The organism is Psychromicrobium xiongbiense (assembly GCF_030271165.1).
GTDB classification, from domain to species: domain Bacteria; phylum Actinomycetota; class Actinomycetes; order Actinomycetales; family Micrococcaceae; genus Renibacterium; species Renibacterium xiongbiense.
In genome coordinates, this window is the sequence record NZ_JASSZH010000047.1 from 1 (window position 1) to 15,453 (window position 15,453).

At 62.6% G+C, this 15,453-nt stretch carries 16 protein-coding genes, 1 tRNA gene and 1 pseudogene; 4 read left to right on the top strand and 14 right to left on the bottom strand.

The window, feature by feature from the left end:
- Positions 1–419 precede the first annotated feature (419 nt).
- The 4 genes from QQM37_RS13850 (at position 420) to QQM37_RS13865 (ending at position 4,785) form a co-directional block, all read left to right on the top strand.
- Positions 420–746 (top strand): type II toxin-antitoxin system HicB family antitoxin, encoded by a 327-nt coding sequence (locus QQM37_RS13850; RefSeq protein WP_285728203.1) that lies wholly within the window; start codon positions 420–422, stop codon positions 744–746.
- Positions 747–919: 173 nt separating this feature from the next.
- Positions 920–2,788, top strand: a complete 1,869-nt coding sequence (locus tag QQM37_RS13855; RefSeq protein WP_285728204.1) for an ABC transporter ATP-binding protein — start codon at positions 920–922, stop codon at positions 2,786–2,788.
- Complete coding sequence (locus tag QQM37_RS13860; RefSeq protein ID WP_285728205.1) at positions 2,785–4,602, top strand: ABC transporter ATP-binding protein; 1,818 nt, start codon at positions 2,785–2,787, stop codon at positions 4,600–4,602. The genes QQM37_RS13855 and QQM37_RS13860 overlap by 4 nt, the downstream gene beginning before the upstream one ends.
- 106 nt (positions 4,603–4,708) lie before the next feature.
- A tRNA-Pro gene (locus tag QQM37_RS13865) sits at positions 4,709–4,785 on the top strand.
- A 727-nt stretch (positions 4,786–5,512) separates the two neighbouring features.
- Here the strand turns inward: QQM37_RS13865 and QQM37_RS14545 are convergent.
- The 14 genes and pseudogenes from QQM37_RS14545 to QQM37_RS13935 all read right to left on the bottom strand — a co-directional run.
- A pseudogene (locus tag QQM37_RS14545) lies at positions 5,513–6,553 on the bottom strand (recombinase family protein); the annotation flags it as partial.
- Entirely contained in the window at positions 6,550–7,194 is a 645-nt protein-coding gene (locus tag QQM37_RS13875; RefSeq protein ID WP_285728207.1) for an ImmA/IrrE family metallo-endopeptidase, read from the bottom strand. The pseudogene QQM37_RS14545 and the gene QQM37_RS13875, both read right to left, overlap by 4 nt.
- 32 nt (positions 7,195–7,226) lie before the next feature.
- Complete coding sequence (locus QQM37_RS13880; RefSeq protein WP_285728208.1) at positions 7,227–7,478, bottom strand: hypothetical protein; 252 nt, start codon at positions 7,476–7,478, stop codon at positions 7,227–7,229.
- 141 nt (positions 7,479–7,619) lie between these two features.
- Positions 7,620–7,895 (bottom strand): hypothetical protein, encoded by a 276-nt coding sequence (locus QQM37_RS13885; RefSeq protein WP_285728209.1) that lies wholly within the window; start codon positions 7,893–7,895, stop codon positions 7,620–7,622.
- A gap of 17 nt (positions 7,896–7,912) precedes the next feature.
- The gene (locus QQM37_RS13890) at positions 7,913–8,296 is read right to left on the bottom strand and encodes a helix-turn-helix domain-containing protein (protein ID WP_285728210.1); all 384 of its coding nucleotides are present in this window, start codon (positions 8,294–8,296) and stop codon (positions 7,913–7,915) included.
- Positions 8,297–8,396: 100 nt separating this feature from the next.
- A complete protein-coding gene (locus tag QQM37_RS13895; protein ID WP_285728211.1) occupies positions 8,397–8,999 on the bottom strand; it encodes an antirestriction protein ArdA in 603 nt (200 codons plus the stop codon).
- Positions 9,000–9,093: 94 nt separating this feature from the next.
- Positions 9,094–9,393 carry a hypothetical protein gene (locus QQM37_RS13900; RefSeq protein ID WP_285728212.1) on the bottom strand — a complete coding sequence of 100 codons (300 nt, stop codon included), beginning with the start codon at positions 9,391–9,393 and terminating at the stop codon, positions 9,094–9,096.
- 96 nt (positions 9,394–9,489) lie between these two features.
- Entirely contained in the window at positions 9,490–10,482 is a 993-nt protein-coding gene (locus tag QQM37_RS13905) for a DNA-methyltransferase (protein WP_285728213.1), read from the bottom strand.
- Positions 10,475–11,236 carry a replication-relaxation family protein gene (locus QQM37_RS13910; protein ID WP_285728214.1) on the bottom strand — a complete coding sequence of 254 codons (762 nt, stop codon included), beginning with the start codon at positions 11,234–11,236 and terminating at the stop codon, positions 10,475–10,477. The genes QQM37_RS13905 and QQM37_RS13910 overlap by 8 nt, the downstream gene beginning before the upstream one ends.
- Positions 11,237–11,439: 203 nt before the next feature.
- Complete coding sequence (locus QQM37_RS13915) at positions 11,440–13,614, bottom strand: type IV secretory system conjugative DNA transfer family protein (RefSeq protein WP_285728215.1); 2,175 nt, start codon at positions 13,612–13,614, stop codon at positions 11,440–11,442.
- Entirely contained in the window at positions 13,607–13,828 is a 222-nt protein-coding gene (locus QQM37_RS13920; RefSeq protein ID WP_285728216.1) for a hypothetical protein, read from the bottom strand. Before QQM37_RS13920 ends, QQM37_RS13915 begins: the two co-directional genes overlap by 8 nt.
- Before the next feature lie 209 nt (positions 13,829–14,037).
- Entirely contained in the window at positions 14,038–14,238 is a 201-nt protein-coding gene (locus QQM37_RS13925; protein ID WP_285728217.1) for a hypothetical protein, read from the bottom strand.
- Positions 14,235–15,017 (bottom strand): hypothetical protein, encoded by a 783-nt coding sequence (locus QQM37_RS13930; RefSeq protein ID WP_285728218.1) that lies wholly within the window; start codon positions 15,015–15,017, stop codon positions 14,235–14,237. Before QQM37_RS13930 ends, QQM37_RS13925 begins: the two co-directional genes overlap by 4 nt.
- Positions 15,018–15,182: 165 nt before the next feature.
- On the bottom strand, positions 15,183–15,443 hold the full coding sequence (locus QQM37_RS13935; protein ID WP_285728219.1) for a hypothetical protein: 261 nt from the start codon (positions 15,441–15,443) through the stop codon (positions 15,183–15,185).
- Positions 15,444–15,453 lie beyond the last annotated feature (10 nt).

Genomic DNA, 15,453 nt, shown 5'->3' on the forward strand with positions numbered 1-15,453 from the left:
CTCGCGAAAGCCAATCGCCCAACTACTTCAGAAACGCGACACTAGGTGACCGCTCGTCAACAGGCATCACCTGCACCACGGATCAGGAAAAGTCCACGGATTCACCTACATCACCCATCGGCGGCCTCTCAAGGCCCCGGAAAACTCAGTATCAATAATGATACCATAGATCATGGCGAGCACTGAGGAGTTGCTTGCACGGATGCGGAGCAGCCCCATTGGGGTTCGCTTCGCTGACCTGAGCCGACTCTGCGATTACTACTTCGGCGAGCCGCGACAGCAGGGAACTTCCTATCGCGTGTATCGGTTGCCTTGGCAGGGCGATCCTCGAGTAAATATCCAAAACGATCACGGCAAGGCCAAACCGTACCAGGTGCGCCAGGTACTGGCAGCCATCGAGAAACTGGAGGGGAATCATCATGAACTCAGATCACTACACCTACCGGGTACGCTGGTCCGCCGAGGATGCCGCATTCATCGGCACCGTCGCAGAACTATCGTCACTGTCCTGGGTCGCAGACAAGCAGGATGAGGCCTTCGTTGGCATCCGTGAGCTAGTTGCCAGTGTCCTCGAAGACATGACGGAGAACGGCGAGACCGCGCCAGACGCCATCGCAGACCGGACCTATTCAGGCAAGTTCATGGTTCGCCTCACCCCTGAGGCTCACCGTCAGCTCGCTCTCGATGCCGCAGAGCAGCACGTCTCGCTGAACCGGCTGGCAGCAAATCGACTGGCGGGGGCGTAGCGCGGGAGCCACCCGTCAACCACCACCACTTCTTTCGCGCCACACTTAATGTTCAGATGCTCATGGTGCGTGACCTTGGACACTTGAGGTACTAGGCTAGTTAGTCCGGTCAACTAACTATCCCCCTCCTCCACACCCTCAAAGTGCCCACCATGAGTTCTCGAGAAGCTGGCATGCCTGATACGAAACCAACTACCCCCAACGACCCCTCAGCTCTGACCCTTTTCCAGTCTTTCGGCAGACTGTATCCTTTCCTCAAGCCGATCATGCCGCGTCTGATCCTGGGCCTGCTCAGTGCCCTGGGCGCCTCCGTCGTGGCCCTGCTGGTCCCGCAGGTCCTCCAGATCCTGATCAACTCCGCCCTGCATCAGGGCGGTGAGACCACCGCGGTCTGGATCGCAGTCGTCGTGGTCCTGATCCTGGGCGTTCTGGAAGCCGCATTCGTGGCCGCGCGCCGCTACTTCGTGATCGCCCCCTCCACCACGGTGGAAGCGCAGATGCGCACCTCCTTCTACCGCCACCTGCAGAATCTCACCGTCTCCTTCCACGACCGCTGGGGTTCCGGGCAGCTGCTCAGCCGCGCCATGAGCGATCTGGGCCTGGTGCGACGTTGGATGGCGTTCGGCGCCATCATGCTGGTGGTCACCAGCCTCACCGTGCTGCTGGGCACCGTGATGATGTTCTTCCTCAGCTGGGAGCTCGCGTTGATCTTCCTCGCCGCGGCGATCCCGATGATCATCAACGGCTTCCGGTTCAGCCGCCGCTACCGCGAGGTGAGCCGAAAGAGTCAGGATCAGGCTGGAGATCTGGCCACCGCCGTGGAGGAGTCCGTGCACGGCATCCGGGTCCTCAAGGCCTTCGGCCGCGGCCAGGAAGCCCTGGACAGCTTCAGCGATCAGGCTGAAGAACTGCGCCAGACCGAAATCTTCAAGGCCAAGTCCCTGGCGCGGTTCGCCATGGTCACCACTCTCCTGCCGGAGCTTGCACTCGGTCTGGGCCTCGTCATCGGCGTCCTGCTGGTCTCCTCCGGGCAGCTGACCGTCGGTGCCCTGGTCGCCTTCTTCGCCACCGCCGCCCTCGTGGCCAATCCGGTGGAAGCCGTCGGTCAGCTGATGGCCATGGCCCTGAGCGCCAAAACCGCCATCGACCGCCATTTTGAGGTCATGGACGCCGTCAATACGATCACCGACCCGGAACATCCGGTCCCCCTGGGCGATGCGGCCCATCCGGTGCGCGGCGCCCTCGACTTCCGGCAGGTCGCCTTCCGCTACGCCGACGCCTCCAGCGAGGTGCTGGGCAACCTGGACCTGAGCATCCGTCCCGGGGAGACGATAGCGCTGGTCGGCGTGACCGGCAGCGGCAAGAGCACGCTGCTGCAGCTGGTCCCCCGGCTGTACGAGGCCACCGGTGGCTCCATCACGATCGATGGCGTGGACATCCGCGACCTGTCGCTGGACCGTCTGCGCTCCCTGGTCTCGGTGGCCTTCGAGGACACCATCCTCTTCTCCTCCTCGGTGCGGGACAATGTACTGCTCGGCGCCGCCCAGAAGGATGGCACTCCGGAGGGCCAGGCGCTGTTGGAGGAATCGCTCGATGTCGCCCAGGCCCAGTTTGTGTACTCGCTGCCGAACGGTCTGAACACGCTGATCGGCGAGGAGGGGCTCAGCCTCTCCGGTGGCCAGCGCCAACGCATCGCCCTGGCCCGCGCCATCGCCGCCCGCCCGGCCGTGCTGGTGCTCGATGACCCGCTGTCCGCACTGGACGTCAACACCGAAGAGCGCGTCGAGGCCCGCCTGCGGGAGGTCCTCACCGAGACGACGACGCTCATCGTGGCCCACCGCCCCTCCACGGTCACCCTGGCCGACCGGGTGGCACTGCTCCAGGATGGGCGGGTCACTGCCGTCGGCACGCACACTGAGCTGCTGGCGAGCAACGCCCACTATCGGTACGTGCTCGCCAGCCTGAGCGAGGAGCCCAAGGATCTGGACAGCGATCTCGAGGAACTTGAGGAATTCGACGATCTTGAGGAGGCTCAGGCATGAGCATCGGTACCGCCAATGAAGACCGGGTCCGGCTCAATCAGGCCGACTCGAAAGCCGTCCGCGCGCGTTCGCTGCGGCTGCTCGGCTCGCTGGTCAGCCCGGTCCGCGGGAAGTTCATCGCGACCATCGTCCTCGTGGTCCTTTCCCAGGGCACCCGTGTCGCCGGACCGCTGTTGATCGCCTTCGGCATCGACCATGCCCTGCCGCAACTGCTGGCCGGGAACCCTGCCATGCTGCTGCTCACCGGCTCCGGCTATATGGTGGCCGCCATCCTGACCGGATGGATGACCGCCGGCTACGTCACCACGACGGCGCAGCTGAGCCAGGCCATGCTGCTGGATCTGCGTCGGCGGGTCTTCCGGCACACCCAGCGGCTCAGCCTGGAATTCCACGAGAGCTACACCTCCGGCCGGATCATCGCCCGGCAGACCTCAGACCTGGAGGCACTGCGCGAGCTGCTTGATTCCGGCGTGGCGTCGCTGGGGGAGGGCGTGGTGTTTATGCTGTTCACCGCCATCAGCATCTTCAGCCTGGACTGGCAGACCGGCATCGTGATTCTGCTGGCCGGCATCCCGATGTTCTTCCTCTCGCGCTGGTACCAGAAGCATTCGCAGGTGGCATTCCGCGCCTCCCGCGTGGTGTCCGCGAAGCTCATTGTGCACTTCGTGGAGACCATGACCGGCATTCGCGCGGTCAAGGCGTTCCGCCGCGAGAAGGCCAACGGCGCCCGCTACGAACAGCTCTCCGACGATTACCGCAGGGTCACGGTCGATTCGATCAATCTCAACGGCATCTACCAGCCGGGACTGATTCTGATCGGCAATGCGACGGTGGCCGTGGTGCTGCTGCTCGGCGGGTTCCGGGTGCTCTCCGGCGGCCTGGCCGTGGGGGCGCTGCTGGCGCTGATCCTCTCCACCAAGCGCTTCTTCTCCCCCGTGGACCAGATGGCCATGTTCTACACCTCCTTCCAGTCGGCGCAGGCTGCGCTGGAAAAGGTCTCCGGTCTGCTGGAGGAGGTGCCGACGGTGCGCCCGCCGAAGAACCCGATCTCCTTGCCGAACGCTTCCGGGCGCCTCGAGTTCACGGACGTCGAATTCCGTTACGGTGACGGCCCGATCGTCATGCCGCGCTTCGACCTGACCATTCCGGCCGGCCAGACGGTGGCCGTGGTGGGTCAGACCGGCGCCGGGAAATCCACCCTGGCCAAGCTGGTGGCCCGGTTCTACGATGTGACGACCGGTTCTCTGACGCTCGATGGCGTCCCGCTGGACAGACTCTCCCCCGAGGACCTGCGGCGCGCCGTCGTCATGGTCACCCAGGAGGCCTTCCTGTTCTCCGGGACGGTGGCGGAGAACATTGCCCTGGGCAAGCCCACCGCCAGCCGTACCGAAATTGAGGATGCGGCCCGGGCCGTGGGTGCGCACGAGTTCATCATGGAGCTCCCTGACGGCTACGACACGGATGTGAACAAGCGTGGTGGCCGAGTGTCCGCCGGGCAACGCCAGCTGCTCTCCTTTGCCCGGGCCTTCCTCGCCGCGCCTGCGGTGCTCATCCTGGATGAGGCCACGGCCTCGCTGGACATTCCGTCGGAGCGGGTGGTTCAGCAGGGGCTGCGGAGCCTACTGGGTTCCGTGGCTGGCGGTGGACGGACGGCGATCATCATTGCGCACCGGCTCTCCACCGTGGAGATCGCGGACCGGGTGCTGGTGGTGCATGACGGCCAGGTGGTGGAAGACGGAACGCCGGAGGAGCTCATTGCCTCGGGTGGACGTTTCGCCGCGCTGCACGGTGCCTGGGAGGATTCGCTGGTGTGACCTTGCCTCAGCGGGGCCCGGTTTGGGGGCCGGCCGCTTCTCCGCTATCCTTGAGAGGTTGCTTTTCTCATCGGGCAAGGTTCGCCGTGCGTGATGGCTGAGGCAACGGGGTGTGGCGCAGCTTGGTAGCGCGCGTCGTTCGGGACGACGAGGCCGCAGGTTCAAATCCTGTCACCCCGACCAGAGTCGCTTTATTCGAATCACGGTTCGAGTAGACCGACATGAGGTTCAAAAACAGAGGTGGCTCCGAGAAATCGGGGCCATTTTTGTTGCCGTCGAATTGGCGTTCGAGTACGTCAAAATCGACGGTTTTTGGCGTTTTTTGGGACGACTCGGTCCAAGTTGAGGCGAGTGTTGTTGTGGTAACAACGGGCGGGCGGTAGGCCTGCTGAGCGGCGAAGAGATCGTCGAATGGACTGTTCAATCGTGTGGATACTTGCCCATCCTCGTCCAAGAAGAAGTGCGTGAAGAAGGCTTCATTGAGGAGTCGCTGGACGTTGTCGGGGGCGGTGACGTAGGTGGCTTTCGGGTCGGCGGTCTGCTGGATTGCCCGTCGCAGCACCGCGCTTCCGGTTGCTAGCTTCTCGGAGAGGTTGGCGAGGGTGTCTTCGATGCGGAAGCGTTGCACGCGCAGCTCATGGAGCTTTGTGCGGATTTGTGGGAGTGGCAAGGTGTCGTCGGTGAGCAGATCGATGAGTCGAACTTCTTTTTGCTCAATCTTGCGGAGTTCGTTGGTCAGGCGGGAACGGGTTGCTTTGAGATCGGAATGCTCCCCTTCGGTGGCGGTGGTGAGTCGGCCGATGAGGTCATCGCGGAAGGCCGCATCCAGTTGGAGAGTGCCGTAGATGTCAGCGACTTTTTCTTCCACAACGTAAGCCGGGATGTACGGAAGGTCGCAGTCACCGCTTTGGCGGGCACGGCAGAAGAAGTATTCGTGGAAGGTGTTGCCGCGACCTTTGACTTTGGTGAAGATGATGCGGCTGGTTTGGCCGCGACGCTCACATTTTTTGCAGAAGACCATGCCTTTGAGAACATGGTCGTAGATGCGATCACGTTGGCCCGCCCCACTGCGTGCAGCCATGACAACCTGGACCTGATCGAACAGTTCCTGGGTGACGATGGCTTTGTGGCGGCCGGAGTAGATCTCCCCCTTATGCCTGACATAGCCGGTGTAGTACGGATCCTTCAGGGTTTTATGGAGGTAGCTGGCGGATACCGGCCGCTCAGGGAGAACGGCCGTTGGCCGGATGGTGAGGCCACGATCCGCCAGGGTGGCTTCCAGCCGGTCGATGGTGTACTTGCCGGTGGCGTACAACTCGAAGGCTTCTCGAATCAAGGGAGCACGTTGTTTGTCGATGCCGACGGTGTTCACCATGCGGCCACCGACGTCCTTGCGGATGTTGAGGTACCCAAACGGGGCTTTGGTGACAGTGCCACCGTTGCGAGCTTTGTGTTCGAGCTTGATGCGGATGTCTTCCCCGCTGAGTTCGTTCTGCATCTGGTTGATGGTGTCGGTGATGTTCTTCATGGCTTTGCCCTGGATGGTTTCACCGAAGTCCTCGCGGGCGGAGATGAGCTTGACGCCGATTCGTTTGAAGTGGCGCTCCGTGATGACGGCATCTTCGAGATTGCGGAATGCACGTGAGCGGGCGTAGACGATGACGTAGTCGATTTCCCGGTGGTACTCGAGGTATGCGAGCAGTTCCTTGAACGCCGGGCGGTCTTCAATGTTTTTTGCCGACACGCCTGGCTCTGGAAACTCTTCGATGACGTCGGCGTTGAGCTCTCCTGCTTTGTGCAGGCAGACCTCCCGCTGGGTAGCAATCGAGTTTCCGTCTTCGTCGATATCGGCGGCTGTCTCGGTCTGCTTTTTGCTACTCACACGCAAGTAGAGCACTGCCTTGCGGGGGCGCAGAGCTTCGAGTTCGTCAATGGTCATTGTCATGGTCATGCTCCTTGGTATCTGGTGCGGTTTGCTCGGTATTGCCAGCCGCGTGAGAATGGTGTGCTGGTGGTGGCGCAGCGTGGTGGTTGGTCGATGAGGCTGGTTTGCTGGAGGCGGGTCCGAATGGCAGCTTCGGAGACGTTGAAGTGGTCGGCCAAGTCGGCAGGGTCCTGGATGCCGCTACAGAAGACTCGTTTCAGCATCGGTTTGGGGATGAGGAGGCAGCCGGCGAAGTAATCGGCGGCATGTTCGGCTTGTTCCTGCGGAGTCGCTCTGCGCGTGCCGGTGTAGAGGTGGTCGGCGTGGTTGTGGTCGATGATGTGTTTGTATTCGTGGGCGAGGGTGAAGCGTTGGCGGGTCCAGTTCTCGTACTTGTTCAGCTGGATGATCCATTCGTCGCCGTTCCAGAAGCTGGCTCCCGAAACTGGTGCAGTGACGTATTCGATACGGATTTTTGGAAGTTCGCCGATGAGTTCGACCGGCACTGGCCCGTCCGTGATGCCGAAGGCGTCGATGAGCTTCGTAGCTTGGTGTTCGGCAATGCGGAGTGCTTCGGCCTGTGAGGTGACGGTGCGCTGCGGGATGAGTGTGCGCAGGCTGGCGAGGACGCTGCGTTCGGTGGTGAATGTGGTTGGTGGTTGAGTCATAGCGTCCTCCTTTCAGTGAGGTGTATTTTGATTTATTCGCGCGACACGGCATCCTTCGTCGTGGAGGCGCTTTTCGGTTGTTCTCCAGTACGGAGCAGCCGATACAGCTGATCGGTGGTTGCAGCAAGGTCCTTCTCGCGACTGCCGAGGGTGAGGCCGCGTGCCTTGGCTAGACGAAGCAGAGCGGTTCTTTCGCGGTGAAATTCGGTGTGGCGTTCTACTATCCGCTTGAACTGTGCGAGAGATATCTTGATTCCGTCGGCGTAAATAAAGTTTCCTGTCATGTCGTTGTCCTTTCTTGTTATTCGTCTTAGCCTGCGTCTGGGCCGTGGTCCGGCGTGGTTGTGGTCGATGATGTGTTTGTACTCGTGGGCGAGGGTGAAGCGTTGGCGGCTCCAACCTTCGTATTTGTTCAAGGGTTGGGGTTATTTGCTGTGGTCTGGCGGTGCCAGGTCGATGGGCCGGTCGGGATCGGTGATGACGATCTCGGTTCGTGGGTCGGCCTTGAGGCGGTCCAGCATGGGGTGGCCGAACTCGGCAGGTTCACTTCGTAGCTCGATCTCGGTGATACCCAAGGTTTTGGCGTGTTGGTTGATTACGGCCTGCTGTTCAGCGAAGCTGTTCGCTGGCGCCGCCGATTCGATGATGGGATCGTTCGGGTTTGCCTTGTATACCCGCTGGTAAATGATGGTCTTCGTCATGTGGTTGTCCTTTCTTGTTATTCGTCTTGGCCTGGGCCTGGGCCGTGGTTCGGGGTGATGCCGTGGCGTTTGGCGATTTTCGCGAAGTGTTGTTCGATCTCGCGGATGGCGGATTCGGGCATGTCTTTGTATTTGGTGCGTAGGTACGGGGTGAGGCGTGGAAGGTCGTCGTCGGTGAGGACGTTGGATTCGGCGAGGAGCTCGGTGAGCGGGATGTCGAGGGCGGTTGCGATGGCTCGGATGGTGTTGAGTTTGCTGGCGCTGACTTCCCCGGCTTCGAGTCTGGTGATCGATGACGGGTAGACGCCGATCCTGCGGCCGAGTTCAGCTGCCGTGATGCCGAGGGCTTCTCGCCGTGTTTTTATGATTTTTCCAATTCCGGTGTATTGCTGGTTTTTCATTGCGTTTCTCCGTCTTGGATTATGCGCCCGCCTTTGCGGCAACGCAATAACTTAATCGCATTTCACAACACCCTTCTCTGTCAATGCAGTGCAGGCTTGGCTATATTCTCGAATCGAATATATGTACCGAATTTCCGGTCTCGATCGTGAAAATGTCTCCGCCAGCTTCGAGATCGCGAGCCATCAGTTCCTTGTCGATCGCGAGGTAGGCGCGCATGCTCTTCGGGAGGTGCTGGTTGAGGAGTTCGTCGTAGCCGAGGTCCTCGATGAGCTGGGTGATGTAGGTGTTGAGGTTCTCGTATTCGCCCAGGTAGGCGTCGGTGAAGTAGTGCCATTTGTCCTGTTCGAAGCCGGTGAAGTCGAGCCAGGCGGCGAACGGGGCGCCGTGGGCCTGGATGTGCTCAGCGACGCTGGCCACATAGTCGATGTCGGCGTGCTCGCCGAGCCGGAGCGGGCCAAAGTTGTCGTAGTCGTGAATAGCCCATTCTTCGGCTCCCGGTTCAGGTGAGCTGGCCAGCATGGTCTGAATGTGCTGGTGGATTTCTTCGGCCCCGATGGTGGCGTCGATCCACTCTCCGTGGAGTCGGCCGTTGTTGTAGGCGGCCAGGCAGGCGATGTAGATGGCTGGTGTGTTTTCTGGCTGTTTCTCTGCCTCAGGGGTGGTCGTGGTTTCGGGGGTTGTGAGTGCGTGTTCTGGGTTCATGGTGTTTCCTCCTTCCTAATGGGGGTTGGTGTTGTGTGGGCAGGGGCAGCGGAGACGAAGGTCTCGACGCTGTCCCTGCCCGTGGGGTGCTCGGTTACCGGGTGCTGCGTGCGGTGCGGGGTTTGTCGCCAGTCTCTGGGGTGGTGCCCATGAGGCTGGCGAGGGCTTCCCGGCGGGCGGTTGCCTCGCGTTCGATTTCCGCGGCGGCAGCTTCGGCCTGGGCCTGGAGCGTGCCGCTGTTCTTGGCGGTCTCAACGTGAGCGGCCAGGGCCTGCAGGATTTCTTCCTTGAGGTTCCCGCCCCGCAGCTGAGCGATCATGCTCAGCTGCGCGTGCAGTTCCGGTTCGAGCTGGATGCCGAGCGTCTTGACGCTGGCGGTGGTGGGTGTTTTCATGGCAACTCCTCGATGCGTGCGACCGGCGGAACACTCTGGATGAGTGTTCTCGTCACCGGCCGCAGTACAGCGACGAGTTGCCCTAGGTGCGGGGTGTTACGGCCTGTCCTCTGCTTCCTGGATGCGCCGCCGGGCGGTGGTGGCGTACTCGGGGTTGAGTTCGATGCCGAGCCAGTCGCGCTTATGTGTCATCGCGGCTACGGCGGTGGTGCCGCTGCCGATGAACGGATCCAGTACCAAACCGGGTTCGTGCCCGTCCTGATGGGTGCAGGATGGTTCCAGAGCCAGCCGGATGGCGGTCGCGCCGAGTCGGCGCAGTGGCCGTCGCCAAGGTGCCCGGCAGGTAGTGCAGCGTTTCTCGGGGCAGCCAGCTTGGATGGCTCGCTCAGCCAGGGGTTTCGGGAAGGTGGCGTGATGGCCGCCGTAGCCCCTGGCCGTGGGCATCATCCACACATCGCCGGGGTTTCTTCCGAGTGGATGCCCAGGGATTCCGGCTGCGCGAAGCCTTTGGAGTCCTCCGATAGACGAGCTGTTGGATCCCCGCCAGGCTGGCTTGTTCGGGCCGCGACTGCGTGGTTTTGGTGGTTTGCCGGGGCGGGTGGTGTGTGGGATGCGGATGGCGTCGAGGTCGAAGAAATAGCGGGGCTGTTTGGCGAAGACGTAGATGACTTCGTGCGCGGCCGTGAGCCGGTCGGTTGTACTGGATGGCATCGGGTTGGGTTTCGCCCAGATGATCTTGTTCCGCAGTAGCCAGCCGTCCGCCGTTATCGCCAGCGCCACCCGTTCCGGTGCCAGCAGCAGGCTCTTCGCCGGGGCACCTTGGCTCCGGTGAGTGGAGTAGCTGTCGCCCAGGTTGAGCCAGAGTGTGCCGGTCGGGACAAGCACTCGGCGAATCTCGCGGACAACGGCGTGCAACTGTTCTACCCACTGCCCGATGTCTGGTTCGAGGCCGAGTTGGCCGGTGGTGCCGTAGTCCCTCAATTGGTAGTAGGGCGGGCTGGTTAGGCACATGTCCATGGTGCTGTCCGGGAGGGTTTGGAGGGTGGCGAGGGCGTCGCCGGTAAGGATCTGATTCCGGTATTCAGGCATTGCGTACCTCCTCGAAGATCTCGTTCGATGCCGCGTTCAGGGGCACAATCCGGTACGCCCTGGCCATGATCTTCGGGTGTTGTTCCATGGCCCTGGCGAGGGCATGGCGGCGTTTCTGGGCGGTTTCCGGGCGTCTGGCGGTCATGGCCCAGACGATGATCGGGAACCCGCCAAATCGGCGTTGTTCTTCGCCGGATCGGCGGTACTCCTCGTACACCAGGCATTTGCCAATGAGGGTCGGGATGCTCTCGGAGCCCATGTCGACCTCAATAAAGAACGTGGCGATGTCCTCTGCAGCCTGGGTGGCGGCGAGTTCGGCGTACAGGTCGGGTCTGATCGCCTGCCTGGCACCGAGCAGATCAGTAAATGAACGGGGCTGTTCCGGTGCGAGGGTCACGACCTCGCCGCCCCGTTTCCGGGCATACTCGTGAAGCGCAGCGGCAACACCAGTAATGCCGAGGGTGTGCTCGAGGAACCGGGTCGATGGATCACCCAAGCGACGGCGGGCACGAGTCGGGTGGTCTTCGCGCAGGAGTCGATCACCAACCGGGCCAAGGTGGTAAACGAGCCCGTCAGAGCCTGCCCGGACGCCACCGATACGCTGCTCGAGCACGTCGAGGATGCGGTGTTCGCGCAGCCGTGCCAGCACCCGTCTGGATGTTCGTGCTGCTGATGCAGGACTGGCATGATCGGCGAAGTGGAGCTTCACGAGGTGTGCCCCGGTGGCAAAGCGGTAGGCGTCGACGCTCGCCATGATCGTCAAATCCCTGGAACTGAGTGTGGCATTGACGGCACGGAGCTGGTCCTGGCTGACACGTGTACTGGATGTAGGTGTGGGAACCGTGAGGGTTCCCTTTTTCGTCTCCCGTGATCCGCCTCCTTTGCCCCTGACATGCGATGATGCGGCCATCGACTCAAGCGCGGGCGGATAGCCGGACGGTAGACGGAATGGCTCACTCATGAGGCGCTCCGACGGCGACGATTCCCACCGGTTGGCATGTCGGGTTCAGCCAGAACAGTCGTGTGGAAGCCTGCCTCGATCTCCGCCACCGGGACCCCAAAGCGGGTGCGGCTGGCGCGGCGGATACTGGCCGGGTTGGAGGTGCGCGCCGGGATATCGGCTGTCCTTCCGGAGGCCCACTCCGTCGCCATGCCGTCTCTGACGAGTTGGGTGTAGATGTGCCGGGCTGGCAGCGCCATGAAATCCTCCGGCTCCAGCCCGGGCGCCATCTCGGAGGCGGCTTCGGCGTCTCGCTTGGTGAGCTGGAAGAACACACGGCTCCGCGCATTTGCCTCAAAAGCGGCGCGCATCGGAGCGGGTAGTTGCTCCAAATACTGGTGTGCCAAATGGAAGGATGCGCCGAGGCTGCGCGAAAGCGCTAACGCGTCGCCGAGGTCCATGGGCAGTCGCAAGTACTCCTGCACCTCGTCCAGCACGAAAGTTACCGGGTGGCGGTCCTTCGGCGGAATGACCGTCCGCTCCTGCAGAGCAGCCCAAGCATCGGCAACTACCAGTGCCCCGAGCAGCTGAGCGGCCTCCGGGCCAAGGACGCCCTTCTGGAGCGGCACCAACAACACCTTCTTTTCCTGCAGCACTTGCCGCAGGTTGAACCGGGGTTTCACCTGGCCGAGAACATAGCGCAACTGGTGCCTGAGGAGGGGCCGGAGCTTGTTCGAAATCGGCGCGATAATGGTGGCGGCAGATTCAGGTGACAGGCTGTCGAACCAGTGCCAGAACGGTCCGGCCACCAGTGGATCGGCGGCCGCAACCGGACGGGTGATCCGATCCCGAAATGCCCGGTTGGTGAGCAGGAACGGCAGCTGCGCCAAGGTACCCCCACCGCTGCTGGCGAGGGCGAAAAGAGCGTTACGCAGAATGTCCGAGCTGCGTGGGCCGAGCTCACCGCCGTAGAGCCCCTGGAAGACACTGAACAGTTGGTCGGCAACCAGCGCCGGGCTCCGTCCGTGGAGCTGAAGCGGATTCAGCCCAACAACCGCCTCCTCATCTAGAGCGTCGAGCACGACGATGTCTCCCTTTCGGTGGTTCGGGATGTGGTGCAGCAGGTCCTGGATCAGGTCCTTAGGCTCGACCACGACGATGCCGCGCCCTGCCTCTAGATCCTGAATGAGCAGGTTCAGCAGGAGTGATGACTTCCCCACGCCGGTAGGTCCCATGGTCCAGAAGTGGCGGGTGCTGTCCTCTATGGAGAGGCCGAGGGGTTGGCCTTCGGTACCGGGCGCGGTCGAGAGTGCGACCACCCGGTCACTCGGACGTGCGGTGAAGGACGGGCGGATCTGGCGGGGATGTTTTGGTGGCTGCCCCGGGTAGATGCTGTCTTTCTCGGTCATTGGCCAGGCGCTGAGTCGGCCGATCTCGGATACGGTCAGGTGTTGGCCAAGCGGGAGCAGCAGCGGCCAAGTGTTTGATGGTCGGTTGATCCAATCGACGTGTTCGGGACGGAAATGCAGCCGCATCCCCGGAGCACTTAGGCCGCGGAGGGCGTTGACGAGCCCCCGGGTCAGGGTGTGGGCACGCTCATCGGTGGCATTGGCCCCGATCCGCACCAGCGCCGTGAATCCGCCGTCGGCGCGTTTACTGGTGATCTGGCGGCGAACGTCCGCCCTGCGTTCTCGCATCGCGCCCGTCGTCAGCAGGCTGCCCAGGGGCTGGTTGACTTCCGGGATCTCCGATGGGGTCAACCGGGACGGCACACGTGGCCCGAGCACCAGTTGCACGACCAGGCTTTCCTTGCCTGTCACAGCGGTGAGAGCGTTCAGGATGGTGCGGGTGGTGCCGTCGCTGTCTGCGGACTGCAGGGGCTGAGCGGCGGGGTGAAACGTTACCCGACCGGCGCTGGATGCCAGGGTGCGGGGTGCGTCGTGATCGACGACGATGGCGCCGGTGACGAGTTTTTCGACCTCGCGGCGGACAGTTGACTGGAAACGGCGCTGGCAGCCGATGAGATAGGCGATCCCGTCACGGTGAGCGCGGGCTTCCAGGATGAGCAGCGGGGCGTGAACCTGTGCGGCCCAGGCCCGGAGGAGTCGGATGATGTGGAGATCTTCGAGCGGCTGCGGCCAATGGATGCGCTGCCAGACCAGACGTGCCTGGTGGTGAGTTTGCTTAGTCACGAGGCGGCTCCTCGCCCAGTGACGGCGCAGGGGCGCTGTTCTGGTGCTGAGCCTGGGCGTCGCGTTCGGCTTCGGCTTGTGCCAGGGCGATGGCGGCACGGGCGAGCTTGCGCAGGTCCGGACGTTCGCGTGCCACGCCGGTGACAATGATCGGACGCTTCGGCTTCATCTGGCGGCGAGGCCGTGAGCTGCGAGACGTGCGTGAGTTGGTCATGATGGGGTTTCCCTCCTTTCCTGCCGGTGGTGCGGCGTACATGTTGGTGTTTGCCTTTGCGTGAGCGCAAAGGTCTGCGCCTTACTATGATTTGCGCTGGCGCAAAAATCAATGAGAAATGCACAAACCACAACACCGGCAGGAACTGGTTGTCTCCCGTCTACGGGAGACGGGACTTGAGGCCGAGGACGCCGGAAAGACGCCCCGGATTAGAAGAAACGGTCGCGCAGGAACCGGGACAGGATCCAGCCAGCCCAAACCAGGGCGATGAGGCCGACCCCGATGATGATGAACGGCAGGATCGACTGCACGACCTGCACCGCGCACCACAGCGCGACGGCGCCGACCAGTAGTGACAGGCACAAGCCGATGAGGCGGTCGAACAGTGACTTTGGGGACTGTTCGCTCACGAGTCGTGCCCTGCCACCAGGAGCGCCAGCGGGGCGCTGGGCGTCGGTGCCACCGGTTCGGTTGCAGTTTCCGTCTGGCCGTGGCGTTCGCGCTCCAGCAAGATCGCGTCCGCAATCCCGAAGACGAGGCAGTCGAGATCGAACTGGCGCTGGTTGGTCGCGAACTTGCCGCTGGCAGCGTAGAGGAGGGTCTGGCCGACCAGGTCTGCCTCGATAAGGCGGACTGCCAAGGGGCTCAGCCCGGCGAGTTCGGTGGTGGCGACGTGGCAGAGGCCGAGTTCGAGCTCGTCCTCGGTCCGGAAGCTCAACCCCTGGCGGACGTGGGAGACATCGTGGACGAACCGCAAGGCCACGTTCGCCTCCAGGCTGGCCAGGATGGCAGTCTCCAAATGCTCATTGGACACGGCCAGGGCCTCACCGGTAGACGCACAATGCTCGTACGCGGCCTTCAGGGTCGTGAAAGTCGCCGGGGACGACGGCGTGCCGTACCAGCCGAAACCGACCAGACGGGCGGCGGCTTCTGCCTCAGCCAGGAAGTGATCGGTCAGCTCCCGACACGCGGCGTCGATCTGCGGTTCGGTCGGATGCATGGGATCGGCAACCCCGATACCCAGCCGGTAGGCGTTCTTCCCAAAGACCGGGACACGAACACGAGGACACGGCGTCGCCTGGCAGCGCGAGCGGCTGCGACGACGCGGACGACCGGAAGTCGTCGGGACACCAGCCCCGGCAACAGTGCTGGCATCGGTGATCTGGGGATTCAGGGAGATGGTGGACATGATGAGTTGCTCACTTTCAATGCAGGAAACAAGCAGAAATTGAGTGCAGTCGACCCATGGAGGGGCCAAAGGATGGGAGATGTGGGCGGGAGGGTCTGCGACTGGCCGTTCGGCCAGGAGTCCACTCACCACGCCCGATGGGAGTTGGGCTGGTGCAGCCCGGGGTTAGCGCTCGGGCCGGTTGTTGAGCCGGATGGCTTCGTTCATCATGCGCTGACGGGTCGCGAATGCCTGGGCGTCGAGCATGGCTTTGGTCTTCAGGGTGCGCTCCATGAGGCGGAGGCGTTCCTGGTGGGCGATGAATGCGCGCCGGCGCTGGGTGGCCTGACGCGTCCGGTAGGCGCGCTGCGCCCACCCAACCAGCAAGACGATGCCAAAGACCAGCATCACCATGCTGAAGATGATCAGGGCAATGAGATCTTCCATGATCTACGGC

Bases quoted from the DNA above. Each gene is read 5' to 3' on its own strand.
- QQM37_RS13860 (WP_285728205.1), top strand. From the start codon at position 2,785: ATGAGCATCGGTACCGCCAATGAAGACCGGGTCCGGCTCAATCAGGCC.
- QQM37_RS13885 (WP_285728209.1), bottom strand. From the start codon at position 7,895: ATGACGAAGACCATCATTTACCAGCGGGTATACAAGGCAAACCCGAAC.
- QQM37_RS13890 (WP_285728210.1), bottom strand. From the start codon at position 8,296: ATGAAAAACCAGCAATACACCGGAATTGGAAAAATCATAAAAACACGG.
- QQM37_RS13855 (WP_285728204.1), top strand. From the start codon at position 920: ATGCCTGATACGAAACCAACTACCCCCAACGACCCCTCAGCTCTGACC.
- QQM37_RS13935 (WP_285728219.1), bottom strand. From the start codon at position 15,443: ATGGAAGATCTCATTGCCCTGATCATCTTCAGCATGGTGATGCTGGTC.
- QQM37_RS13880 (WP_285728208.1), bottom strand. From the start codon at position 7,478: ATGACAGGAAACTTTATTTACGCCGACGGAATCAAGATATCTCTCGCA.
- QQM37_RS13895 (WP_285728211.1), bottom strand. From the start codon at position 8,999: ATGAACCCAGAACACGCACTCACAACCCCCGAAACCACGACCACCCCT.
- QQM37_RS13930 (WP_285728218.1), bottom strand. From the start codon at position 15,017: ATGTCCACCATCTCCCTGAATCCCCAGATCACCGATGCCAGCACTGTT.
- QQM37_RS13850 (WP_285728203.1), top strand. From the start codon at position 420: ATGAACTCAGATCACTACACCTACCGGGTACGCTGGTCCGCCGAGGAT.
- QQM37_RS13920 (WP_285728216.1), bottom strand. From the start codon at position 13,828: ATGACCAACTCACGCACGTCTCGCAGCTCACGGCCTCGCCGCCAGATG.
- QQM37_RS13900 (WP_285728212.1), bottom strand. From the start codon at position 9,393: ATGAAAACACCCACCACCGCCAGCGTCAAGACGCTCGGCATCCAGCTC.
- QQM37_RS13875 (WP_285728207.1), bottom strand. From the start codon at position 7,194: ATGACTCAACCACCAACCACATTCACCACCGAACGCAGCGTCCTCGCC.
- QQM37_RS13905 (WP_285728213.1), bottom strand. From the start codon at position 10,482: ATGCCTGAATACCGGAATCAGATCCTTACCGGCGACGCCCTCGCCACC.
- QQM37_RS13910 (WP_285728214.1), bottom strand. From the start codon at position 11,236: ATGGCGAGCGTCGACGCCTACCGCTTTGCCACCGGGGCACACCTCGTG.